This window comes from Streptomyces axinellae (assembly GCF_039532135.1).
In the GTDB taxonomy this organism is placed as follows: Bacteria; Actinomycetota; Actinomycetes; order Streptomycetales; family Streptomycetaceae; genus Streptomyces; species Streptomyces axinellae.
Map to the genome: position 1 here is coordinate 154,626 of NZ_BAAARJ010000016.1, position 21,684 is coordinate 176,309.

A 21,684-nucleotide genomic window follows, 5' to 3' on the forward strand; every position below is an offset into this window, starting at 1 on the left:
CGTTGTCCGGTGCCGCTCGATGTGTCCCGCCTCACGCGCGCGTGCCGCGGCGGAGCTACACCGCCTTGTAGATCTGGCTGACGTCGTTCAGGGAACTGCCGGCCACCAGACCGGCTCCCACCAGCGCGAGGTCGTTGTCGGCCTCGGCCTGGGTCTCTCCCGGAGCGGGCTCCGTCCCACGCTGCCGCGCCTTCCAGCGGGAGTACGCGACGCGGACGGCGAGGGCCGCCAGGACCAGCCAGCCCGCCTGCGGGGTGGCGACCAGGAGACCTGTGGCCAGGAGGACACCCATCTGGCGCGAGGATCCGCCGATGAGCTGGACGAGGGCGCCGGGGACGGCCCACAGCGCCATCATCGTCAGGGCGTGCGTATCGGTGAGGCCCGCCTTGATCGTGTCCACATACACCTGCGCGACCGGCGGCACCCGTCCGTCGGAGAAGAAGGGCTTCCAGGCGATCATCACCACGACGATGGCGACGGCGAACCCGACGAGCTGGGCGATGTACTGCTGACGGCGCCCGGCCGTCTCGTACGGGTGCCAGGGCACGGCGTCCTTGCGCAGGAGCCATCCGGCCTTGAAGTCGAAGCCGACATCCGCGAACGCGGGCCCCGTGGAGGCGGCATAGCCGACCAGCAGCGCGAGCGGCACCATCGGGATGCCCAGGACGAGGCCGAGGATCAGGAAGATCAGGGTGACCGCGAAGGCGGGGAACCACCCCGAGTGCATGGCGGCCAGGCCCACGATCAGTTGGTGCACCAGCGCAGCCGCGCCCGCGAGCAGGATCCAGCCGGCCAGGCCGATGCCGCTCATGTCGGAGACGATGCCGCCCATCAGTGCGATGAGCATGGCGCCGATGAGGAAGAGGACCAGCCCTTCCAGCAGCCCGCGCCGCAGCCGGCGGGCATCCACCGTGCGGACCTCCGGGGTGAACCGGTCGGGCGTGGCCGCCCCGGCGCTCCCCGGCTCCGCGCCCCCTCCTGCCCCTGTTCCCGTCGTCTTCGGGCGGCGGTCCCGCATCATCAAGACCGCCTGGACCAGGGCGACGAGCCCGGCGCCGATCATCACCCCGTGCGGCACGTAGTTCGCACCCAGATCGACGTTCAGCAGGCTCGGCGCGTACTGCGCCACCAGCAGGCCGACGCCGAACATCAGCAGCGCCCAGATGTTGCCCAGGAAGGCGACGCCGGCCGCGCTCATCGGCAGCTTGAAGAGGGAGCCGACGAACCCGACGACGGCGCTGAGTCCGAGCAGCTTGGCCTTGCGGCCTCCCTCGTCGCCCGCCTTGATCGTCTCGGCCGCCGCGATGCCCGCGGGCCAGGCCGCCGAGGCGGGCAGCAGCCGGGAGTCGAAGACCCGGTAGAGGACCCAGCTGTCCACGGCCAGGCCGATCACCGCGCCGCCGAGCATCGGCCACACCAGTCCTGGCCGTCCCAGCAGGAACGGCACGGCGATGGGTGTGACCAGGGAGTTCGCGGCGGCGAAGGTGGATCCGGAGATCGCGGACTGGACGAGGTTCTGGCGGTGCGGATCGCGCATCTTGGCCAGGGCCGCGAAGGAGATCCGCCCGATCAGCATGGCGATCAGCGCGCCGATCACCGAGGTGTTGGGCGCGATGCCCAGCGTGGTGATGAGGACGAGGCCGATGACCGCGCCGAGCACGCTGAGCAGGATCGTCACGACGAGCGTGATGGGCTCAAGTGCCCTGGGGTGGCTCGGGGCCTGGGGCGCGGTGTCCGCGACCGGTGGGGATGGGTTGCTCATGGGCGGTCAGTCCTCTGTGGCTCCGGCGGTGGACTGGAGGCGGGTCATCGGACCGTAGAGGTCCACCAGGCGGGCGAACTCCTCCGGATCGTGGAAGCGGACGACGCCTCGTCCGTATTCCTTCGCGGTCTCGATCGCGAAGCGACCCGCCGCGGCGATGTCCGTCTCGTGGCTGGCGCCCGTGGCGCAGCCGGCGACGGCGGACTGCGCGGTCAGCGCGAGGCCGACGACGGGCGCCGAGGTGGCCACGCACGGCTGCATGATCGAGTTGATGTGGTGGACGCCGTTGCCGTACGGGGTGATGTCCTGCGTGGTGATCGGCAGGACGTGTGCGGCCTCGCCGGTCACCGTCTCCAGGACGCCGAGCAGGTCGTCGCTGACCCGCAGGATCCAGCCTTCCTTGACCGTCGGGGACAGCGCGATGCCCCGGTGGTTGAGGAGCCGGTTGCCCTTGGTGGTGTCGATGGAGACGACGGCGTCCATGGCCTCGTCGATCTCTTCGCGGTTGCAGTCGAGAATGGAGACCGGGGAGTCCATGAACGGCACCGGGTCGTGCGGCCGGGTGGGCGCGTCGGGGCACACGTGGGTGCTGAGGATGACATCGCCCGCCAGCACGTCGCCGCGTCCGTACATGTCGAGCAGCTTGGCGGCGGCCGAGAGCGCGGCGACGGCGCCGTCCGCGTCGGAGACGATGCCGGTGCGCTCGGGGCGGGCGCCGACGCCGCCGAGGCGGCCGAGGATGCCGAGGGTGGGGGCGCTGCCGCCGGAGCGGGCCCCGTCGCTGCCGGGGACGACGACCTTGACGAAGTCGGTGCCGCCCTTGGCTCCCTCGACGCGGGTCACCGAGATCTCGACCTTTTCGAGCAGGGCGGCGGGCGCCGGGCGGCCGGCCTCGCGCGCGGCGCGGTCGAGGGTGTTCCTCAGATGGGCGGCGAGTGTGTGCCCGGCGGCCTGCGGGCGGTCGAGGAGTTCGATGACGTCGAGTACGTGCTTGAGCACTGCGGCTCCCTGGTGCGCTGTGGTGCTGATGCCGCCATTGGTGCGGATGGCCAAAGGTTCTCTCCAGGTTTCCGAGAGAGCAACCTTTTCCCTATATGCGAGATGAGAGATCTACTACCGGTTAGAGTGTGCGTGTGACTACCGATCGAGGAGCACCGCTCCAGACCGCCGACCGCGCGCTCCAGGTCCTGCTCGCCTTCTCCCACGACCGGGAGGAGTGGGGGGTGACCGACCTCGCGGCGGAGTTCGGCTGGGACAAATCGGTCGCCCAGCGGCTGCTGGCCTCCCTCGCCCACCGCGGCTTCCTGGTGTCCGACGCGGTCACCCGGCGCTACCGCCTGGGCCCCGCCGTCTGGCACATGGCCACCGCCTGGGAGCGGCACGGCGGCATGGCCGGGCTCGTACGCCCCGGCCTGCGGGAGCTGGCGGCGGCCGGCGGGGTGACCGCGCTGTTCGCCGTGCCCGACGGGGCGCACCTGCGCTGCGTGGACTCGGCCGACGGCTCCTCCGGCCCGCTGCGCACCTACCGGCTCGCCGATGAGCTGTACCCCGGGCACGCGGGCGCCACCTCGCGCGCCTACTTCGGGATGCTCAGCCCCGGCGCCCGCGCCGCCCTGCTCTACAGCCGCCCCATGGCCCGCTTCAGCGAGCTGACCGTCACCGACGCGGCCGAGCTGGAGGAGCTGATGTCCCGCGTGGCGGTGGACGGTTACGCGTACTCGGAGGGCGAGTACGACCCGGCCACGGCCGGCCTCGCCGTGCCCGTCATGGTGCGCGCGCAGCCGGTCGGCTCACTCACGCTCGTCGGGCCGCACGAGCAACTCGACGGCAGAAAGGAGGAGTTGCTGCTTCCGCTGCGCTCCGTGGCGGAGAGCCTGGGCGAACTGCTCACCCCGCGCCGCGTGCGTACCCAGCGGGGCTGAGCGCCCCGCTGGGATGCCGGTGCGGCGGTACGGCCGTACCGCGGTGGGCACGTACGCCCGGTGCACCGCTGCGGGCCCGTCGTGGCTGGTCGCGCAGTTCCCCGCGCCCCTGTGGGGGCGCAGGTCCCCCCTCACCCCCAACCGGAAGGTTCACCATCCCCATGAAGCTGTTGCTGCTGTCCAACTCCGCCGCGCCGGGGCGCGGTTACCTCGACCACGCGCGGGAGGCCATCGCCGGTCATCTGGCGGGCATCGACGAGCTGCTGTTCGTGCCGTACGCGCTGGCCGACCACGACGGGTACACCGCCAAGGTCGCCGCCTTCATGGAGGGCATCGGCATACGCGTGCGCGGCGCCCACACGGCGGATGACCCGCGCGAGCTGGTGGCCGGGGCACAGGCCGTCTTCATCGGCGGCGGGAACAGCTTCCGGCTGCTCAAGTCCCTCCAGGAACGGGGCCTGGTGGAGGCGATAGCCGGCCGCGTGCGCTCGGGCGTCCCCTACATGGGCTCCAGCGCCGGTACCAACATGGCCTGTCCGACGCTGCGGACGACCAATGACATGCCCATCGTCGAGCCCGCTTCCTTCACCTCGCTCGGCCTGATCCCCTTCCAGATCAACCCGCACTACCTGGACCCCGATCCGGGCAGCGCCCACATGGGCGAGACCCGCGAGGAGCGGCTCACCCAGTTCCTGGAGGAGAACGCCGTCCCCGTACTCGGCCTGCGGGAGGGGACGTGGTTGCGGCGCGACGGCGACTCCCTGGAGCTGGGCGGCGTCGCGACGGGCGCCCGGCTGTTCACGGCGGACGCGGCCCCGGCGGAGTACGCGCCGGGCGCCGATCTGAGCGCGCTGCTCGCGACGCGGGCACGCTTCGACAGCCGCGCGGGCTGACACGCGGCTCTCACGAGGGCTGACACGCGGCTCTCACGAGGGCTGACACGCGGTGAGCCGCCGGGCCGGGGCCGGGACATGGACACGGGGGACATGGACACGGGACATGCGCGTACGACACCCGGCCGGTAGCGGTGACGGCATCCGGCCGGTGACGACACACGCCCGGTGTCGGCCCCGGCCGGGTCGTCCGCCTAGGGTCGCGGGGGCGTGGTCGAGCCGGACCGGTCACAGCTCTCCGGAGCCGGGCCATGCGGCGAGCAGGGGACCACGGCACGTCAGCGGCACCTATGCGGGAGCAGCGGATGAGCGGTACGGACAGGAGTGCGGCGGCCGGTGAGCCGGTCGCGGCGGAGCGGGCCGGGGTGTTGCGGCGGGTGATGCGCGGACGCGATCCGGGCGAGGAGCACCGCGCGTCCACCCCCCTGGAGCTGCTGTTCGACCTGACGTTCGTGGTCGCCGTCTCCCAGGCGGCGGCCCAGCTGCACCACGCCCTCGCCGAGGGCCACATCGGCTCCGGTCTGGCCGCGTACGCGGCGGTCTTTTTCGCGATCTGGTGGGGCTGGATGAACTTCACGTGGTTCGCCTCCGCCTACGACACCGACGATGTGCCCTACCGGCTGCTGACCCTGGTGCAGATGGCGGGGGTGCTGGTGCTGGCCGCCGGGGTGCGCGCCGTGTTCGTGGACAGCGACTTCACCCTCGTCGTGGTGGGTTACGTGATCATGCGCGTCGCGATGATCACGCAGTGGCTGCGGGCCGCGACGGAGCACCGCGAAGGGCGCGCCGGGGCGCTGCGGTACGCCGCCGGTATCGCCGTGGTGCAGGTGGGCTGGATCGCCCGGCTGTGGGCGCCGCCCGGCACCTGGGCGTGGGTCACCTTCCTCGTGCTGGTGGCGGCGGAGCTGGCGGTGCCCGCGTGGGCCGAGTACGGGGGCAGGGCCACTCCCTGGCACCCGGAGCACATCGCGGAGCGCTACGGACTCTTCACGATCATCGTGCTGGGCGAGGTGATTCTCGGCTCCCTCGCGGCCGTGCAGTCGGCGGTGACCGAGCACGGGCTGACAGGGACGGTGGTACTGATCGCCCTCGGGGGGCTGCTGCTGGTCTTCGGCGTGTGGTGGATCTACTTCGCGGGGAACGACGCGGAGTTCGCCACCCTGGGTACGGCGTTGACGTGGGGATACGGCCACTACTTCGTGTTCGCCGCGCTGGCCGCGACCGGCGCGGGTCTGGAAGCGGCCCTGTCCGCCGTCGAACACCGGGGGCAGCTGTCCGAGCAGGGCGCGGGGCTCACGGTGGCCGTGCCCGTGGCGCTCGTGCTGCTGCTCCTGGGCGCCTTGCACCGGGTGGCGGGCACCGGCTCCCGGGGCCATCTGCCGCTGCTGACGGCGGGCGCGCTCGTGGTGCTGGCCCTGGGCTTCAGTCCGCCCCTGTTCGGGCTGGGCGGCGCCGTGTTCGGCCTCGGCCTGGCCGTCGGCGCCATCCTCGCCGCTCACCTCGTCGCCTTCCACCTCCAGCGCCGACCCCCGGCATGAGGCATGAGGCATGAGGCATGAGGCATGAGGCATGAGGTTTGACGTACGGCGTATGACGTATGACGCCGCACCCGCTACGCGGGGGAGCGCGGGTGGGGGATGCCCTCGCCCGGCTCCATCGGGTGGGTGACGATCTCGTCGTCGCGGCGCCGGCCGAGGTGGTTGAAGAGCAGGTTGAGGACGACCGCGGTGACGCAGCCGGTGGAGATCCCGGAATCGAGGATGATCTTCGCGCTCTCCGGAAACGCGTGGTAGAAGCCGGGCGCGGCGATCGGTATGAGGCCGACGGCCAGCGCCGTGCCGACGATCAGTACGTTGTTGTCCTTGCCGAGGTCGGCCTTGAGCAGCGTCTGGATACCGCTGGCCGCGACGGAGCCGAACAGCACGACGCCGGCGCCGCCGAGCACGGGCTGGGGTACGGAGGCCACCAGGCTCGCCGCCAGCGGACACAGCCCCATCACGACCAGGATGCCGCCGCCGGTCGCGACGACGAAGCGGCTGCGTATGCGAGTCATGGCGACCAGCCCGATGTTCTGTGCGAAGGCGCTGCACAGGAAGCCGTTGAAGAAGGGGCTGACGAACGAGCCCAGGGTGTCGGCGCGCAGCCCGGCCGCGATGGTCCGCTCCCCCGACGGCCTGCCGACGACCTCGCCGAGCGCGAGCATGTCCGCCGTGGACTCGGTCATCGATACGAGCATCACCACACACATCGACACGATGGCGGCGACGGCGAACTGCGGGGCCCCGAAGTGGAAGGGAGCGGGGAACCCGACCACGCCCGCTTCCTCGACGGCGGTGAAGTCGGCGATGCCGACCGGGACCGCGATCAGCGTGCCCACGGCGAGGCCGATGAGGACCGCGATCTGCTTGAGGAAGCCGGTGGTGAAGCGGCGCAGCAGCAGCACGATCAGCAGGGTGAGCCCGGCCATGCCGATGTTGGCGAAGCCGCCGTAGTGCGGGTCCTTGTCATTGCCGCCCTGCGCCCAGTTGAAGGCGACGGGCATCAGCGAGACCCCGATGAGGGTGATGACGCTGCCGGTGACGACGGGCGGGAAGAAGCGGACGAGCTTGCTGAAGAAGGGGGCCAGGAGAAAGCCGAACGCGGCGGCGACGATCGTCGCACCGAAGATGACGGGCAGCGCCTCCTGGGGGCCCGCGGATTTGTTGATCGCGAGCATGGGCGCGACCGTCGCGAAGGTGACGCCGTTGACGAACGGCAGCCGGGCGCCGATCTTCCAGATGCCGAGGGTCTGGAGGAGGGTGGCGATCCCGGCCATGAACAAGCTGGCCCCGGTGAGGAAGGTGAGCTCGCCCGGCGAGAGCCCCACGGCGGCACCGATGACGAGCGGGGGCGCGACCACCCCCGCGTACATGGCGGCCACGTGCTGGAGCCCGGTGGCGAGCAGTTTCAGCGGCGGCATGCCCTGATCGACGGGGTGCTTCTCCTGGACGGGGCCGGGCCGGTCCGGGTCCGGCGCGTCCCCGCCGCCTTCCGCCGTCTTTCCTTGCGCGGTGAACCTGGGCGTCTTGGCCACTGGGTCCTCCTGTCGATGTCGGTGCCGGGCGGCACGCGCTTTCAGGGAGGTGATGCGGTGCGCACGGAGGTGTGTCCGTGCGCGGCTGCCCAGCCAGCCCAATGTCCGGAACATGACATGCAGCGAACTACGGGCAAGGGCGAGGCGGAAGGCGAAGTGGAAGATGGGCCGGAAGGTGAAGTGGAAGGTGAAGTGGAACCGGCCGGGAGCCGTCCCTCCCGGCCGGTGTCTGGGGGTGGGCGAATGCGTCAGGCGGCGTCCGCCGCGATGCGGGCCAGGCGCCTGGCCTGGTCCCGCGCGCCGCGCGCGATCTCGTCCTCGTCCGCACCGAGCAGCCGGCCGTCCGCCACGACCGGTTTGCCGTTGACGAGGGACAGGGTGACCGGAGCCGCGGCGCCCAGGACGAGCGCGGCCACCGGGTCGGCGATGGTGGAGTGTCCGATCCCGTCGAGTTTCCACAGCACGGCGTCCGCGAGCTTGCCCGCCTCCAGCGAGCCCGTCTCCGGTGCGCGGCCGAGGACTTGGGCCCCGCCGTAGGTGCCCAGGCGCAGCGCCCGGCGCACGTCCAGCGCGCTCTCCTTGTGCGGGCCGAGGCGGTTGACCAGCAGTGCGTTGCGCAGTTCGGTGTGCAGTTCGCCGGACTCGTTGGAGGCCGTACCGTCCACGCCCAGGCCGACCGGCACCCCGGCCGCGAGCATGTCGGGCACCCGTGCGATGCCCGCCCCCAGCCGGGCGTTGGAGGAGGGGCAGTGCGCGACGCCGGTCCTCGTCCGGCCGAACGCCTCGATGTCGGAGTCGGTCATATGGACGCAGTGGGCCATCCACACGTCCTCGCCCAGCCAGCCCGTGGACTCGAAGTAGTCGGTGGGGCCCATGCCGAACATCTCGTGGCAGAACTTCTCCTCCTCCGCCGTCTCCGAACCGTGCGTATGCAGGCGCACGCCCTTGCGGCGGGCCAGCTCCGCGCCCTGGCGCATCAGTTCGGTGGAGACGGAGAACGGGGAGCACGGCGCGACGGCGATGTGCAGCATCGAGCCGAACGAGGCGTCGTGGTACTTGTCTATGGCCCGCTCGGTCTCGGCGAGCGCGCCGTCGAGGCTCTCGACGGCGAAGTCCGGCGGCAGGCCCCCGTCCGACTCGCCCCGGTCCATCGAGCCGCGGGCGGCGGTGAAGCGCACGCCCAGTTCGGCGGCGGCGCGCACCTCGGCTCCGAGCAGGTCGCCGCCGCCCCGGGGGAAGACATAGTGGTGGTCGGCCGCGGTGGTGACACCGCCGCGCGCCATCATCCCGAGGGAGCCGCGGGCCGCCGCGTGGACCATCTCCTCATCGATCCGCGCCCATATGGGATAGAGGGCCACAAGCCAGTCGAAGAGGTTGGCGTCCGTGGCGAGGCCCCGGGTGAGCCACTGGTAGAAGTGGTGGTGGGTGTTGATGAGCCCCGGGGTCAGCAGCTGTCCCGTGCCGTCGATACGGCGTGCGACATTCTCCAGCCCTTCGGGTGCCGGGCCCGGACCGAGGGATTCGATCCGGTTGCCGTTGACGACCAGATGACCCGAGGCGTATTCGGTGTCGTTCGCGTCGACGGTCGCGATGGCACAGTTCTCGATGATCGTGCGTTCGGATTTCAGGGGATCCGCCATGGTGTTCCTCGCTGCGGGGGGTCTTGAGACCGCGCCTCTTCCGTACGCGGTCCTGCTGGGCGATCCGGCTATGCGTTCCGGCACGTTTCCGGCGGGCCGCTCTCCTCCGGCGTCCGGCGTTCCCGGACACCGGAGGAAGGGGACCTTGAAAGGAGGGAAGGGCCCTTTGAGGAAAAAAGAGGGGTAGGGACGGGGATTCAGAGGTTGGTCAGGTCCAGCGGTATGCGGGGGGTCGCCCCGTCGCGGAGCACCGTCGCCTCGATCAGCCCGTAGGGCCGGTCCGCGGCGTAATAGACGGCCCCGTCCGCGGCCTCGTTCTTCAGCCCGAACGGTGAGAGGTCCACCTTGAAGTGGTGCTTGTTCGGCATGGAGAACCGGATTTCGGCTATCCCGGGCAGGTTGTCGATGACGCGGGAGCCCATTTGGTACAGCGTCTGCTGGAGAGAGTACGAATAGGTCTCCGCGAAGGCGTGCAGCATGTGCCGCTTCGCCCGGGCGTAGGAGTGCTCCCAGTCGGGCTCCCGCTCCCCCGCCGCGCCGGTCCAGTCGTGCCGCCAGACGGAGGCCACGTCGGTGGCGAGGATACGGTCGTAGTCCTCCTGGAGCGTCGTGTACTGGTCCTTGATATAACCCCAGAACTCCGAGTGGGTGGAATTCAGCACGGTCAGGTCCTTCAGGCCCGAGAGGACCTCGACGCTTTCCCCGTCGTAGGTGATCTGCGCCGTGCGCGTCTCCTGCCCTTTGCGGACGAAGGAGTGCTCACTTTCGTCCACGTCGGCGGACTGGGAAGCGGCGGACTCGGCCCCGCTGGAATTGGCTCCGGAAGTCTCGATGCGCTCCCAGGAGTATTCCTCGACGCGGATGCGCGCCGTGGTGATGGGGTCGCAGCTGTCGACGAAGTGCCGGGCGAGCAGAATGCCGAAAGCCTCGGCCGACTCGATGCCGTGCTGTTTCGCGAAGGCGAAGACGGTGTTCTTGGTGGTGTCGGTCGGCAGGACATGGGCGTTGGAGCCCGAAGAGTGGACCTCGTCCAGATCACCGCTGAGCGCGACGGACACATTGAGGTCCTTGAGATGGTGGGTGCCGCCCTCCCGCGTGACTTTGACGACGCGGTTCTCCGCTTTGCCGTACTGGTTCTGGCCGAGAATCGTGGGCATGGTTGTCAGCTCCCTCGGTACACGGAGTAGCCGAACGGGTTGAGCAGCAGCGGCACGTGGTAGTGCTCGCCCGGGTTCACCGCGAAGACGATGGTGACCTCGGGAAAGAAGCTGCCGGGTGCGCTGTCCCTTACGCGGGGGGCGTCCTGCTGTTCCGCGGCTTCGCGCCGGCTGCGCGGATTCGGAGTGTTCTTGTCCGGAGTGCCCTGACCGGAATTTTCCAGGTCCGGGCTTTCCCGGTTCACGCGGTAGTGAGCCGGGCCGTGCTGATTCAGGCCGCGTTGTTCTTCGAAGTACGGCTCCGTCTCGAACAAGAGCTGTACGTGGGCGGTGCCTTCCGGCAAGGCCGGAAGGTCCTTGCAGCGCCCGTCGGCGTCGGTGTACGACGCGCCGTGCGCGGCCCATGCGGCCCGCTTTCCGCCCTGGCGTACGGACAGCCGGACACCGACCCCGGCGGCCGGGCGGCCGAGACTGGTGTCCAGGATGTGCGTGGACACCGAGGTGCTGTGCTCGCTGCTCATGCCGTGGGGTCCCCTTTCTCCATGAGGCGTGTGAGCCGGAGCCGGTTGATCTTCGCCAGCTCCTGCCGCACGATCTCGCGTTCCCGTTCCGGGGAGTTGTCGATCCGGTGACGCACGGCGTCCCGCAGCTGTCCGGCGCTCAGGCCGGTGGCGCAGATGAGGAACACGTGCCCGAACCTGTCCTGGTAGGCCAGGTTGAGTTCGAGCATGTCGGCCTTCAGCTCTTCGGATGCTCCCACCATGCCCCGCTGTTCACGGGCCGAGGCGAGGTCACCGGGCTTCGGGCGGCCGATGGGCGGGTGCCCGGCCATGGCGTCGGCCACACCGGCGGCACCGAGCGCGGCTGTCGCCTTGTCACTCGCGTGGAGCAGTTCCTCGGGGCTCTCGTAGGGGCGGCGGGCGAGAAGTGCGCTCCCCCACGCCCGTGCGGCACACAGCTCGTGGAGCGTGGTGCGGGCGTCGGCTTCCCCGGCGGAGTTGAACCAGGCGAGACCTGGCATCGAACACGACATCACGAGGACCTCCGTGGCCGTATGACTGTTCGGGCTGGGAACAGCTAAGTCCTCCGGCAACATCGCGTCAACACTTTGTTGAATCTCTTTCGACATCCCGGAAGACGAATCCCGTCATACGGAAACATGAAGCCCGCCCCCGGAGAGCCGGAAGCGGGGGTGAGGGGTGGGATGGGAACCTGGCGCGGCGATCCCCCGACAGTCCCGGTCAACAGGCCGAGTGAACCGACCGGGCCGACGGACCGGGCCGACGGACCGGGCAGACGGACCGGCCGAGAGCGAGACAGTCCGGCCGCGCAGGCGCCGGCGCCGGCGCCGACGAAGTGAGAACCGGAGCCCAACCGGCCCCGTGACCGGAGCAGTCCGAGGACACGTTGGCCTCGCGCTTTCATGAAGCGGGCTGTCCGGCAGGCGGGCAGGAAAGCAGAAAGTGCCGCTGACCAGCAAGAACGAGGATTGCTGAGGTCCTTGTTCCCGTCACCGTCGGAGGTACTTCCCAGGTGAAGAAGAGTATCGGGTCGTACCCGCATGTCCGTGTCGAGGTCGGCGGCCGCGGGGTGGTCTCCCGGGCCGGGTCCCTGCTGCTGGTCGAGACGGTCCGAAAGACTGGCCTTGATCAGACGATATCCGCTGCGCTCGCGCCGTGGCGCAAGCGGCGTGCGGTGCATGATCCGGGCAAGGTCCTGCTGGATGTGGCGCTCGCGGTGGCGCTGGGCGGGGACTGCCTGGCCGATGTGGGCCTGCTGCGGGCCGAGCGTGCCTTGTTCGGGCCGGTGGCCTCCGACCCGACCGTTTCCCGTCTGATCAGCAAGCTGGCGTCGGGCGGACAGCGGGTCCTGGCCGCGCTGCGCACCGCCCGCGCCGAAGTACGCGAACGCGTCCGGCAGTTGGCCGACGAGGCGATCGCCGCCCTCGAACTGCGCCACCGCCAGCGGCCGAGGACCGCATCCGCGCCGCCCGCGCCACCGGACTGCGCAATCTCCCCCTCCACGACACCGCGCAGAACCGGATATGGCTGGAGATCGTCCAGATCGCTCTCGACCTGCTCGCCTGGATGCCCCTGCTCGCACTGACCGGCGCCGCCCGGCTCTGGGAGCCCCGCCGCCTGCGGCTTCGGCTGTTCTCCACCGCCGCCCAACTCGTCACCACCGACCGCCGCCGCTACCTCCGCCTCGCGGAGCACTGGCCCTGGACCGACGTCATCACCCATGCCCTGGACCGCATGTGTGAGCGGGTTGAGGGTGGGGGCCAGGCCAGCATGCGGCCTCGGGGCTCCAGGTGGCGGGCGGTCTCGTAGGCGCCGAGGGTCTTGCCCGAACCCGGGGACGGCGATTACTTGGGTACGCAGCCCGCCCGCCGGGCCATGCCTCTGGGCGGGCTCTCCCGGGCGAAGCCGCGGCCAGTTCCTCGCCGCTGGTCGCCCCGGGGCGGTTTCAGATGCCGCAGGGCGGCAGGCGCTCTCCGGCCGGCCGGGTTCTCGTGCCGCTCTTCCTGCCTGGTGAACCCTCGGGGCGGTGGGGTACGTGGTTGTGGTGGTAAATGGACTGCCGGTGCCGGGTTGTTGCAGAGGATCACATGGACCAGACCACGTATGTCGTGCCTTCCGAGGCCGTGCCCTCGGAGATGGGGATCGCGCGGCTGTACGGCCTCTCGGGTGAGGAGGGCTATCCCACTCTCATCCGACCCGGCACCCTTCCCACGCGTAGAAGACAAGGCGCGCCGGAGTGGGAGAACAAAGCCCGGCACCGCCTGCACGACCTCCTGAAACCGAGTTGCAGGGCGAAGCCCGCGGAGGCGCGGGTGCTGGAGGATGCGCAAATCCCCCTGCAGCCCCGGGGGGAGGGGGGCGGCTTCCATATCGATCCGGGGGTGGAGCGCGAGAGTGAGAATGCGCGGGCCGAGTCCGCTGTCGATTCGGCGATGGGAATTGCACGGCTGTACGGTCTCCCGCGTGAGGAGGGTCGTCCCGCTCTCATCCCGCCCGGCACCCTCCCCGCGTTTAGAAGAAAAGGCGCGCCGGAGTGGGAGAACAAAGCCCGGCACCGCCTGCACAGCCTCCTCACCCCGAGGAACAGGGCGAGTGATGCGGAGGTGCGGGTGCTGGAGGATGCGCAAATCCCCCTGCAGCCCCGGGGGGAGGGGGGCGGCTTCCATATCGATCCGGGGGTGGAGCGCGAGAGTGAGAATGCGCGGGCCGTGCCCTCGGAGATGGGGATCGCGCGGCTGTACGGCCTCTCGGGTGAGGAGGGTCGTCCCGCTCTCATCCCGCCCGGCACTCTCCCCGCGTTTAGAAGAAAAGGCGCGCCGGAGTGGGAGAACAAAGCCCGGCAGCGCCTGCATGATCTCCACAACACGGCGCACAGGGCGAGTGATGCGGAGGTGCGGGTGCTGCGGGATGCGCAAATCCCCCTGCAGTCCCGGGGGGAGGGGGGCGGTTTCCGTATCGATCGGGGAGTGGAGCGTGAGAGTGAGAATGCGTGGGCCGTGTCCGGTGTTGACTCGGCGATGGGGATCGCACGGCTCTACGGCCTCCCGCGTGAGGAGGGCTATCCCGCTCTCATCCCGCCCGGCACCCTCCCCGCAGCCGCTAGAAAAGGCGCGCCGGAGTGGGAGAACACGGCCCGGAAGCGCCTGCATCACCTCCTCAACCCGGCGCACAGGGCGAAGCCCGCGGAAGTACGGATGCTGCAGGAGGCGCAAATCCCCCTCCAGTCCCGGGGGGAGGGGCGCGGTTTCCGTATCGATCCGGGGGTGGAGCGTGAGAGTGAGAATGCGCGGGCCGTGTCCGCTGTCGACTCGGCGATGGGGATCGCACGGCTCTACGGCCTCCCGCGTGAGGAGGGCTATCCCGCTCTCATCCCGCCCGGCACCCTCCCCGCAGCCGCTAGAAAAGGCGCGCCGGAGTGGGAGAACACGGCCCGGAAGCGCCTGCGTGATCTCCTCCAACCGAGTTGCAGGGCGAGTGATGCGGAGATGCGGGTGCTGCGGGATGCGCAAATCCCCCTGCAGCTCCGAAGGGAGGGGGGCGGTTTCCGTATCGATCGGGGAGTGGAGCGTGAGAGTGAGAATGCGCGGGCCGTGTCCGCTGTCGACTCGGCGATGGGGATCGCACGGCTCTACGGCCTCCCGCGTGAGGAGGGCTATCCCGCTCTCATCCGACTCGGCACCCTCCCCGCAGCCGTGAGAAATGGTGCGCCGGAGTGGGAGATCAAGGCCCGGCGGCGCCTGCATGATCTCCTCCAACCGAGTGGCAGGGCGAGTGATGCGGAGGTGCGGGTGCTGAAGGATGCGCAAATCCCCCTCCAGCCCCGGGGGGAGAAGCGCGGCTTCCATATCGCTCCGGGAGTGGAGCGGGCACGGGATCTGAGGTCCGGGGCCCGGGCATCAGTGGAGGCGGCGGCGGTGCATAGCGCGGTGGTCGCCCGTATGACGCCGGGTGCTGGTGCTGGTGCTGGTGCTGGTCTGCCTGCGGCCGGACCGGTGACAGCTGCCGCCCGGCCGGCTGCCGCCTGGCCACAGCCGGGTTCCCCGGCTAAAAGACGCAAGCATCCACAGCCGGGTGCCCCGGCTAAAAGACGCAAGCGCTGAAGAGTTGAGCACGCCGGGGCTGGGGAGCGTCCGGTTGCGTGCTGCTCCAAGAAATCGGGCGGCTTTCCGGGGGTGGGTCTGGCCGTGGGTCTGGCCGCTCATGCGGTACTGGTGCCATCGCTGGACCGCATGTGTGAGCGGGTTGAGGGTGGGGGCCAGGCCAGCATGCGGCCTCGGGACTCCAGGTGGCGGGCGGTCTCGTAGGCGCCGAGGGTCTTGCCCGAACCCGGGGACGGCGATTACTTGGGTACGCAGCCCGCCCGCCCCCAAAGGAGTGCCCCAGATAGAGGTCGTTCTCGACCTCGACGCGAACGGCAATTTCCATGTCAGGGCCAAGGACCTGGGCAGCGGCAACATGGCCACCAGTACTGTGGACCGCTCGGCCGCCGGTCTGGTCAACTCCTCCAACTGGGCCACCCTGCGTCGTCACGTCCCCGTACCTGTCCTGGACCGAAGCGAGCGCACCGACTGGCAGTGAGGATTAGCCTCGAGCTTTCGCGAGGTATGGCGTCCGAGGCTTGTTCAAATAAGCGGAGAGTGCTCCTGACCTGCAACGATTGGACTTGTCTAGGGGCCTGTTGGCTACACGGAAGAAGCACTCTCCAGGTGAAGAAGCGTGTCGGGTCGCACCCGCGTGTCCGCATCGAGGGCGGTGGCCGGGCGGTGGTCTCGCAGGCCGGGGGCGTGCTGCTGGTCGAGACCGTCCGCAAGGCCGGCTTGGACACCGCGATATCCGCGGCACTGACGCCGTGGGGGAAGGCTCGGGCGGTGCACGATCCGGGCAAGATCCTGCTGGACGTTGCCCTGGCGGTCGCGCTGGGCGGGGAATGCCTCGCAGACGTCGCAATGCTGCGGCGCGAGCCGGCCCTCTTCGGCCCGGTCGCCTCCGACCCGACCGTCTCCCGCCTCATCGACACCCTCGCGGCCTCCGGCGAGAAAGCTCTGCAGGCCCTCCGGGCCGTACGGTCCGAAGTCCGGCAGCGCGTCTGGTTGTTGGCCGGGGAGAATGCCCCGGACGCCGACGGACAGGTCACGGTCGACCTCGACGGCGTCCTGGTGATCGCCCACTCCGACAAACAGGACGCGGCCGCGACCTGGAAGAAAACCTACGGCCATCACCCGCTGACGGCCTTCGTCGACCACGGCCCGGGCGGAACCGGAGAGCCCGTCGCGGCCCTCCTCCGGCCGGGGAACGCGGGCTCGAACACGGCCGCCGACCACATCACCACCGCCCAGCTCGCCCTGGCCCAGCTGCCGAAGAAGTACTGGTGCGGGCGGCAGACGCTGATCCGCACGGACTCCGCCGGCGGCACCCACGACTTCGTGGCCTGGCTCGCGAAGCGAGGACGCTGGCTGTCCTACTCGGTCGGCATGGTGATCACCGAGGCCATCCACAGCCACGTCCTCAAGATCCCGGCATCGGCCTGGACCCCGGCCATCGAAACGGACGGCGAGGTCCGCGACGGCGCCTGGGTCGCCGAACTCACCGGCGACCTGCTCACGGGCTGGCCGAAGGGCATGCGGCTGATCGTCCGCAAGGAACGGCCGCATCCCGGTGCCCAGTTGAGGATCACCGACGCGGACGGCATGCGGATCACCTGCTTCGCCACCAACGCCCCCCACCGGCCAATCGCCGAGCTCGAGCTCCGCCATCGCCTGCGAGCCCGGGCCGAGGACCGTATCCGGGCCGCCCGCGCGACCGGACTGCGCAACCTGCCCCTGCACCACACCGCCCAGAACAAGGTCTGGCTGGAGATCGTCCAGATCGCGCTCGACCTGCTGGCCTGGATGCCCATGCTCGCTCTGACCGGCCAGGCCCGGCTCTTCGAGCCCCGCCGGCTGCGATTCCGCCTGTTCTCCGCGGCCGCCCAGCTCGTCACCACCGGCCGGCGCCGCATCCTCCGCCTCGCCCGCCACTGGCCCTGGACCGGCGAGATCACCGGCGCCCTTGAACGGCTCGCGCTCCTACCCAACCCCGGCTGACCAGCGGGTTCGCCTGTCCATACGAAAAGAGGACCCAGCCCGGAGCAGTGGAACCCGGCGCCCACCCGAGGCGACACTCGGGCCCTCGGAATGCCCGCCATCAGCCACCGAAAGCGAAACGGCCCACCGACTCCGTCGGTGGGCCGTCATGAAACATCGAGGTTGGGGCGGTTGAGGTAGTTGTAGCCTCTAACGTCTCCCCGGACAGGTCGCTCGCTCTTCTCCTACAGGCAAGCGCCGTGGGCCCGGAAACGGTCGAACAGCCAGTCATGAGCTTTCTTCCGAGCCTGGGCGAGTAGGCGGACAGCGAGAGGCCCCGCATGCCTGGTGACATGCGGGGCCCGGACATTACGTCAGTGCTTCACCTCGGCAACGAAGCTTTTCCACGCAGCCGTTGAGAAGCGCAACGGTGCACGGCTCGCGTCCTTGCTGTCCCGGACGGGCACGCTCCCCGTGGCGGCGACGGCAGGTGCCCATTCGAGACACTGGCCGCCGGAAGGGCCGCTGTAGCTGGATTTGATCCACTGGCTGTCAGTCATCTCCGTATTCCTTGCTGATGTTTCGGATGCACTCGATGGATGCCTCCGGGCCCAGTGCACGCGCCCTGATCAGGTCGTACAGCTCTACGCATTCCGTGAGGAACGGCTCATCATCATAGGAGCGACCCCCGTAGGGAAACTCTACATACACCATCCACTTGCCGTCGCCCCGCAGCATGGTGTATGGCGACGCGCAGGGAGACGCGCCCGCGCTGAACGGCAGTACTTGCATGGTGATACGAGGGTGCTCAGCCATCTCTACCAAGTAGTCGAGCTGTTCGCGCATCACAGCCGCAGGCCCGACAGGCGTACGGAGACAGCTCTCCGTGAGAACTACCCACACATCGGGAGCTGTGCTGCTCTCCAGCAGCTTTCGCCGGTCAAGTCGGGCCGCAAGCACCGCTTCAACGTTCTCCCCCTGGGCGGTCAACCGGCCCGCTTGAAGTACCGCGCGGCCGTACGCCTCCGTCTGGAGCATCCCCATGGGGAACGTCGGGGAAAAGTCGAGGATCTTGTCCGCCTGCGCCTCCAGGGCCATATACGGCACAAACCAGTCGGGCACGTTCTCGCCTGACAAGAGGCGGCGTCGAGCCTCCGTAAAAAGGTCCACGGTCCCAAGAATCAGGTCGCACGCCTCCGCGAATGGCTCGCTGGGCACCTTGTCGCCCGACTCGACCTTGGACACGTAGCTGATGCTGTAGCCGGATCCGTCCGCTAGGTGATGCTGCTTCAGCCCGCGCGCCAGTCGCACCCTGCGCACGTCTGCCCCGAACCGCCGCGTGACTTCAGCGCCGGTCAAACTGTTGCCGCCCGGACCCGTCTTCCCCACTTCTGACCAGCCCCTATGCACTGTCAAATGCCCCACACCTACCTGCCCATGTTGACGCTCGCCCCGTCAACGGTAGCCAGCGTAGCCGGAATTGTGTTGCTCTGACCACACAGCGCAACGATGCGAGGGAGTACCCGCCGTGAGCCACGCCGACCCGGACGCAGACCTGAGACAGCGCATGCTGGAGCACTGCTCGACATGCCGCCAGGCGCCGGACGCCATCCGCAATACGCGGTGCAACGCACTGGCCGTGGGTCTACAGGACACATGGCGGGAGCATCTGCACAGCTCACATGGGTTCTCGAACCCCGCCGCCATGGAGATCGTGCGCGAGCGCTGCCGGGCGGTGGAGTAACCGTGGTGGAGATCGAAATCGGTACCACGGTCCGGGTACGCGGATCGGAAGAGCTGCTACGGCTCATGGCGGTAGAGCCGGTCTACGACTCGCGCCGCCTACCGGGCCGCCTCGGGCGCTTGGTGGAGACCGCGTACACGCGGCCCCTCACGGGGGGACGTGAGTGGGGCTACCCCGTAGACGAGGTGGAACCCGTCTGCAACCACCTGGGCCCGCTGGAGGAACAGGACGACGGCAGGCACTGCGCACAATGCGGCTCGCTGATCTACCCCACAGAGAGCGCGTGATGGGTGTTCTGCCGATACGCACGACAAGTCACTGCGACGACTGCACGCGGTACCCATCCCTGATCAGCCGAGAGGGTGAAGGTGAGCACCTGGCCGCGCTCCGGGAGCTGTACCAACGGCACCTGACTGCCCGTCACGGCTACACCAGCGCCGCCGCGTCGGTAATCGTCCGCACAGTGAAATGACTCCGCCCCTGCCGATCGAATGGTTCTCCTCCTGACCCATTCCCAACGACGGGGGCGGGCACCAAGCTCTCCCGCTGGGTGATCCCAACATCTCCGGTGGGAGGAAGGCCCGTACGGCTATCGGCAGACGGTGATCGATAGCCGTACGGGTAGCAGAATGCACCACCGAAAAAGGAGAGTGCAGGACGTGACAGAAACCATGAGCCGCCCGGCGCCTACAGAGGTAGCCGTGCGAGCACGAGAGATCCACGCGGCGCTGATGAGCGACCCGGAAATCGGGCGCCTTGAGGCGGCAGTCTCGCAGTACACATCCGACTGGGACGACTTCTACGGGTACCCGCTCGTCACGACGTACGACGCCGAAGCGGACGCACCTGGGCTGTTCAAAGAAGCAGTCCGAGCCATGGCGATCAAGTCCGCGGTGTGGGACATCACGGACGGCAACGAATCTGCGGCCGAACTGCCCATGCCGGTGCCGGTAGACACCATGACGCACGCCATGATGGCGCAGTTCTCGCTTCTGACGCGCATGATGCAGCGTCACGGCATCCAGTTCGTGCACATGACAGACCTGGAGCACCGGAACAGTGCCTGGGACCACGGCGACTACACGCACGAGGTCTATCAACTCGCGTACGGCGAGGACGTAAATCCGCGCTTCTGGATCGGTGCGGAGGAAACGGAGCGGCGCCGCAAAGTCCTCGACGTGCTGTACGAGGGGATTGGCGTCAGCGAGCGCGGAAAAAAGGTGGCCATTTCCTACGGCGCGGCTGCCTGACCTCTGGCTCTACGGACTCAGGCGGTGGGGCAATTCTGTCCGGCGCCAGTCCAACCTTGTGCGGATGGACGCAGACCGGAGTTCCTTCCGTATCGTACCGGAATCCATCGGCAGGGTTGAACGGCGCTTCCCTGGTGGGGCGGTCATAGACCACGAACCCGCTACGCGGAAAACGCTTCGCCGGGCAGATGCCGCACGCCAGCGCGTCAGAGTCAGGATCAACGAAAGGCGGCTCCATACGGCCGACCGTATCGGAGATCCGCACCCCGAACGGCCCGTCCGTGCGTCAGCCCCCGAGGCGCACGGACGGGCTCTTCACATCAGACGAAGTGGCGCCACACCTGGGGCTGACGGGGCAGTTCATCACTTCCCGGTCAGTTGATCTCGGATGCGGTTTTGTCCCTGCACTGGCATGCGTTCGCATACACAGGCCGCTATCCCGACTACAGCGAGGCGAAGAACATCAACGTCGCTGTTCGCCCTCTCACGCTCAGCGATTGGTTCCGCAAGCCTCGGCAGATGCATCAAGGTACCTACTCGGATGCAGCAGGCGCCTACTCCTGGTTGGAGTCGGAGCTACGTCAGGTCTGCGTGGACCACGGTCGGCTGGCGGATGCTCTGGATCACTACCACGTGCGACTGGAACTGGGCCAAGACGCCTACTCCGGGGGCTATGCCAAAGACCGTTCCAGTATCTACGTCCGGTGCCTGCTGACATTCCCCCGTACTGGGGCTGACAGACGGCCTGAGCAGTGTCCAGGCCCGCCGAAGTAGTCCAGACGGCGGAGAGACCCCGGCAACAGCCGTGAGCGATCCTGTCCAGAGCTGCGCTCTCCCCGCCCTGCGCAGGAGCGGCGCAGAGGCCGGGAAGCCGGGGCGGACGGCCCCGGGCCGGGCTCAGTCCGGGGAGCCGCCGGCGCGATTCAGGTAGTTGTAGACGGTGAAGCGGCTGACGCCCAGAGCTCCGGCCACCGTCTCGACCCCGTGACGGACGGAGAACGCGCCCCGGGCCTCCAGCGTACGGACCACCGACTGCTTGGCCTTGCGATCCAGCTCGGCGAGCGGCACCCCGTGCCGCCGCTCCAGTTCGGCGAGTATGTGGCCGAGCGAGTCGGAAAGGTGCGGCAGCCGTACGGCGATCACGTTCTCGCCCTCCCAGGCGAGTACGACATCGTCCCCGCTCGCCTGCTGCGGCGGGACCATCTCGCCGCCCATCGCGTCCACCAGCGGCTTGACCGCCACGACGAACGGATGCCCCGCGCCGCCCGCGCCGTCGCCCATCAGCCCTCGCCCTCCCCGATCACGTTGACCTGCAAGGATACCCGGGTGGCCCCGGCCTCCAGCGAGGTGTGCAGCAGGGCGGAGATCGCGGCGAGCACCTCGTCGGCCGAACCCTCGGCGGTGTTGCCGAACGGGCCGACATCGACGGCGTCAAGGGCCCTCGCCCGGACGACCTCCCGGGCCGCGACCGCGTGCGCCGGCGCCTCGTCCAGGTCGAACGGTTCGGTCGTGAACTCCACTCGCAGTCGCGTCATGGGCCAAGGTTATCGACGGGACGCGACTGGCACGGAGGGTCAGCCCCCTCCCGCCACTCGGGCCAGGCGCCTCACCCCACCACCCGGCTCCGACCCGGCGCCCCCGTCCCGTGCCGGCCCGGCAG

Annotated in this window: 20 protein-coding genes and 1 pseudogene; 10 read left to right on the forward strand and 11 right to left on the reverse strand. The window is 69.3% G+C overall.

What is annotated here, in order from left to right; translation table 11 throughout:
- Positions 1–55: 55 nt before the first annotated feature.
- Both ABD339_RS23510 and ABD339_RS23515 read right to left on the reverse strand, forming a co-directional pair.
- Positions 56–1,762: an OPT/YSL family transporter gene (locus ABD339_RS23510; RefSeq protein WP_344568410.1), complete on the reverse strand. Its 1,707-nt coding sequence runs from the start codon at positions 1,760–1,762 to the stop codon at positions 56–58.
- Positions 1,763–1,768: 6 nt separating this feature from the next.
- Complete coding sequence (locus ABD339_RS23515; protein WP_344568462.1) at positions 1,769–2,761, reverse strand: DUF1177 domain-containing protein; 993 nt, start codon at positions 2,759–2,761, stop codon at positions 1,769–1,771.
- A 134-nt stretch (positions 2,762–2,895) separates the two neighbouring features.
- On the opposite strand from ABD339_RS23515, the gene ABD339_RS23520 reads away from it, so the two are divergent.
- From ABD339_RS23520 to ABD339_RS23530, 3 genes are all read left to right on the forward strand, one after another.
- Positions 2,896–3,684, forward strand: coding sequence for an IclR family transcriptional regulator (locus ABD339_RS23520; RefSeq protein WP_344568411.1), 789 nt, complete (start codon positions 2,896–2,898; stop codon positions 3,682–3,684).
- A gap of 161 nt (positions 3,685–3,845) precedes the next feature.
- Positions 3,846–4,577 carry a dipeptidase PepE gene (gene pepE, locus ABD339_RS23525; RefSeq protein WP_344568412.1) on the forward strand — a complete coding sequence of 244 codons (732 nt, stop codon included), beginning with the start codon at positions 3,846–3,848 and terminating at the stop codon, positions 4,575–4,577.
- 305 nt (positions 4,578–4,882) lie between these two features.
- On the forward strand, positions 4,883–6,115 hold the full coding sequence (locus ABD339_RS23530; protein WP_344568413.1) for a low temperature requirement protein A: 1,233 nt from the start codon (positions 4,883–4,885) through the stop codon (positions 6,113–6,115).
- A 74-nt stretch (positions 6,116–6,189) separates the two neighbouring features.
- Here the strand turns inward: ABD339_RS23530 and ABD339_RS23535 are convergent, their stop codons facing one another.
- The 5 genes from ABD339_RS23535 to uraD form a co-directional block, all read right to left on the reverse strand.
- Positions 6,190–7,650: a nucleobase:cation symporter-2 family protein gene (locus tag ABD339_RS23535; RefSeq protein ID WP_425576071.1), complete on the reverse strand. Its 1,461-nt coding sequence runs from the start codon at positions 7,648–7,650 to the stop codon at positions 6,190–6,192.
- 248 nt (positions 7,651–7,898) lie between these two features.
- Positions 7,899–9,290 carry an 8-oxoguanine deaminase gene (locus ABD339_RS23540; RefSeq protein WP_344568414.1) on the reverse strand — a complete coding sequence of 464 codons (1,392 nt, stop codon included), beginning with the start codon at positions 9,288–9,290 and terminating at the stop codon, positions 7,899–7,901.
- Positions 9,291–9,487: 197 nt separating this feature from the next.
- Positions 9,488–10,447 (reverse strand): factor-independent urate hydroxylase, encoded by a 960-nt coding sequence (gene pucL, locus ABD339_RS23545; RefSeq protein ID WP_344568415.1) that lies wholly within the window; start codon positions 10,445–10,447, stop codon positions 9,488–9,490.
- Between the two features lie 5 nt (positions 10,448–10,452).
- A complete protein-coding gene (locus ABD339_RS23550; RefSeq protein ID WP_344568416.1) occupies positions 10,453–10,968 on the reverse strand; it encodes a hydroxyisourate hydrolase in 516 nt (171 codons plus the stop codon).
- Complete coding sequence (gene uraD / locus ABD339_RS23555) at positions 10,965–11,483, reverse strand: 2-oxo-4-hydroxy-4-carboxy-5-ureidoimidazoline decarboxylase (RefSeq protein ID WP_344568417.1); 519 nt, start codon at positions 11,481–11,483, stop codon at positions 10,965–10,967. Before uraD ends, ABD339_RS23550 begins: the two co-directional genes overlap by 4 nt.
- 497 nt (positions 11,484–11,980) lie before the next feature.
- Here uraD and ABD339_RS23560 point away from each other — a divergent pair.
- The 4 genes and pseudogenes from ABD339_RS23560 (at position 11,981) to ABD339_RS23575 (ending at position 17,051) form a co-directional block, all read left to right on the forward strand.
- Positions 11,981–12,777: pseudogene (locus ABD339_RS23560) on the forward strand (transposase).
- Between the two features lie 278 nt (positions 12,778–13,055).
- Complete coding sequence (locus ABD339_RS23565; RefSeq protein ID WP_344568418.1) at positions 13,056–15,068, forward strand: hypothetical protein; 2,013 nt, start codon at positions 13,056–13,058, stop codon at positions 15,066–15,068.
- 100 nt (positions 15,069–15,168) lie between these two features.
- On the forward strand, positions 15,169–15,546 hold the full coding sequence (locus tag ABD339_RS23570) for an Hsp70 family protein (protein WP_344568419.1): 378 nt from the start codon (positions 15,169–15,171) through the stop codon (positions 15,544–15,546).
- 128 nt (positions 15,547–15,674) lie between these two features.
- Positions 15,675–17,051 carry an IS1380 family transposase gene (locus tag ABD339_RS23575; RefSeq protein WP_344568420.1) on the forward strand — a complete coding sequence of 459 codons (1,377 nt, stop codon included), beginning with the start codon at positions 15,675–15,677 and terminating at the stop codon, positions 17,049–17,051.
- Between the two features lie 353 nt (positions 17,052–17,404).
- Here ABD339_RS23575 and ABD339_RS23580 read toward each other — a convergent pair whose 3' ends face one another.
- Both ABD339_RS23580 and ABD339_RS23585 read right to left on the reverse strand, forming a co-directional pair.
- Entirely contained in the window at positions 17,405–17,590 is a 186-nt protein-coding gene (locus tag ABD339_RS23580; protein WP_344568421.1) for a DUF397 domain-containing protein, read from the reverse strand.
- A complete protein-coding gene (locus ABD339_RS23585) occupies positions 17,583–18,455 on the reverse strand; it encodes a helix-turn-helix domain-containing protein (RefSeq protein WP_344568422.1) in 873 nt (290 codons plus the stop codon). The genes ABD339_RS23580 and ABD339_RS23585 overlap by 8 nt, the downstream gene beginning before the upstream one ends.
- Before the next feature lie 103 nt (positions 18,456–18,558).
- Here ABD339_RS23585 and ABD339_RS23590 point away from each other — a divergent pair, with 103 nt between their 5' ends.
- The 3 genes from ABD339_RS23590 (at position 18,559) to ABD339_RS23600 (ending at position 20,024) form a co-directional block, all read left to right on the forward strand.
- Positions 18,559–18,774: a hypothetical protein gene (locus tag ABD339_RS23590; RefSeq protein ID WP_344568423.1), complete on the forward strand. Its 216-nt coding sequence runs from the start codon at positions 18,559–18,561 to the stop codon at positions 18,772–18,774.
- Between the two features lie 2 nt (positions 18,775–18,776).
- A complete protein-coding gene (locus tag ABD339_RS23595; protein WP_344568425.1) occupies positions 18,777–19,061 on the forward strand; it encodes a hypothetical protein in 285 nt (94 codons plus the stop codon).
- A gap of 372 nt (positions 19,062–19,433) precedes the next feature.
- On the forward strand, positions 19,434–20,024 hold the full coding sequence (locus tag ABD339_RS23600; RefSeq protein ID WP_344568427.1) for a hypothetical protein: 591 nt from the start codon (positions 19,434–19,436) through the stop codon (positions 20,022–20,024).
- 897 nt (positions 20,025–20,921) lie between these two features.
- On the opposite strand, the gene ABD339_RS23605 is transcribed toward ABD339_RS23600, so the two are convergent.
- Both ABD339_RS23605 and ABD339_RS23610 read right to left on the reverse strand, forming a co-directional pair.
- On the reverse strand, positions 20,922–21,305 hold the full coding sequence (locus ABD339_RS23605) for a helix-turn-helix domain-containing protein (RefSeq protein WP_344568428.1): 384 nt from the start codon (positions 21,303–21,305) through the stop codon (positions 20,922–20,924).
- Positions 21,305–21,559, reverse strand: a complete 255-nt coding sequence (locus tag ABD339_RS23610) for a thiamine-binding protein (RefSeq protein ID WP_344568429.1) — start codon at positions 21,557–21,559, stop codon at positions 21,305–21,307. The genes ABD339_RS23605 and ABD339_RS23610 overlap by 1 nt, the downstream gene beginning before the upstream one ends.
- Positions 21,560–21,684 lie beyond the last annotated feature (125 nt).

Bases quoted from the DNA above. Each gene is read 5' to 3' on its own strand.
- pepE (WP_344568412.1), top strand. From the start codon at position 3,846: ATGAAGCTGTTGCTGCTGTCCAACTCCGCCGCGCCGGGGCGCGGTTAC.
- ABD339_RS23550 (WP_344568416.1), bottom strand. From the start codon at position 10,968: ATGAGCAGCGAGCACAGCACCTCGGTGTCCACGCACATCCTGGACACC.
- ABD339_RS23540 (WP_344568414.1), bottom strand. From the start codon at position 9,290: ATGGCGGATCCCCTGAAATCCGAACGCACGATCATCGAGAACTGTGCC.
- ABD339_RS23530 (WP_344568413.1), top strand. From the start codon at position 4,883: ATGAGCGGTACGGACAGGAGTGCGGCGGCCGGTGAGCCGGTCGCGGCG.
- ABD339_RS23605 (WP_344568428.1), bottom strand. From the start codon at position 21,305: ATGGGCGACGGCGCGGGCGGCGCGGGGCATCCGTTCGTCGTGGCGGTC.
- ABD339_RS23510 (WP_344568410.1), bottom strand. From the start codon at position 1,762: ATGAGCAACCCATCCCCACCGGTCGCGGACACCGCGCCCCAGGCCCCG.
- pucL (WP_344568415.1), bottom strand. From the start codon at position 10,447: ATGCCCACGATTCTCGGCCAGAACCAGTACGGCAAAGCGGAGAACCGC.
- ABD339_RS23565 (WP_344568418.1), top strand. From the start codon at position 13,056: ATGGACCAGACCACGTATGTCGTGCCTTCCGAGGCCGTGCCCTCGGAG.
- ABD339_RS23580 (WP_344568421.1), bottom strand. From the start codon at position 17,590: ATGACTGACAGCCAGTGGATCAAATCCAGCTACAGCGGCCCTTCCGGC.
- ABD339_RS23610 (WP_344568429.1), bottom strand. From the start codon at position 21,559: ATGACGCGACTGCGAGTGGAGTTCACGACCGAACCGTTCGACCTGGAC.
- ABD339_RS23570 (WP_344568419.1), top strand. From the start codon at position 15,169: ATGCGGTACTGGTGCCATCGCTGGACCGCATGTGTGAGCGGGTTGAGG.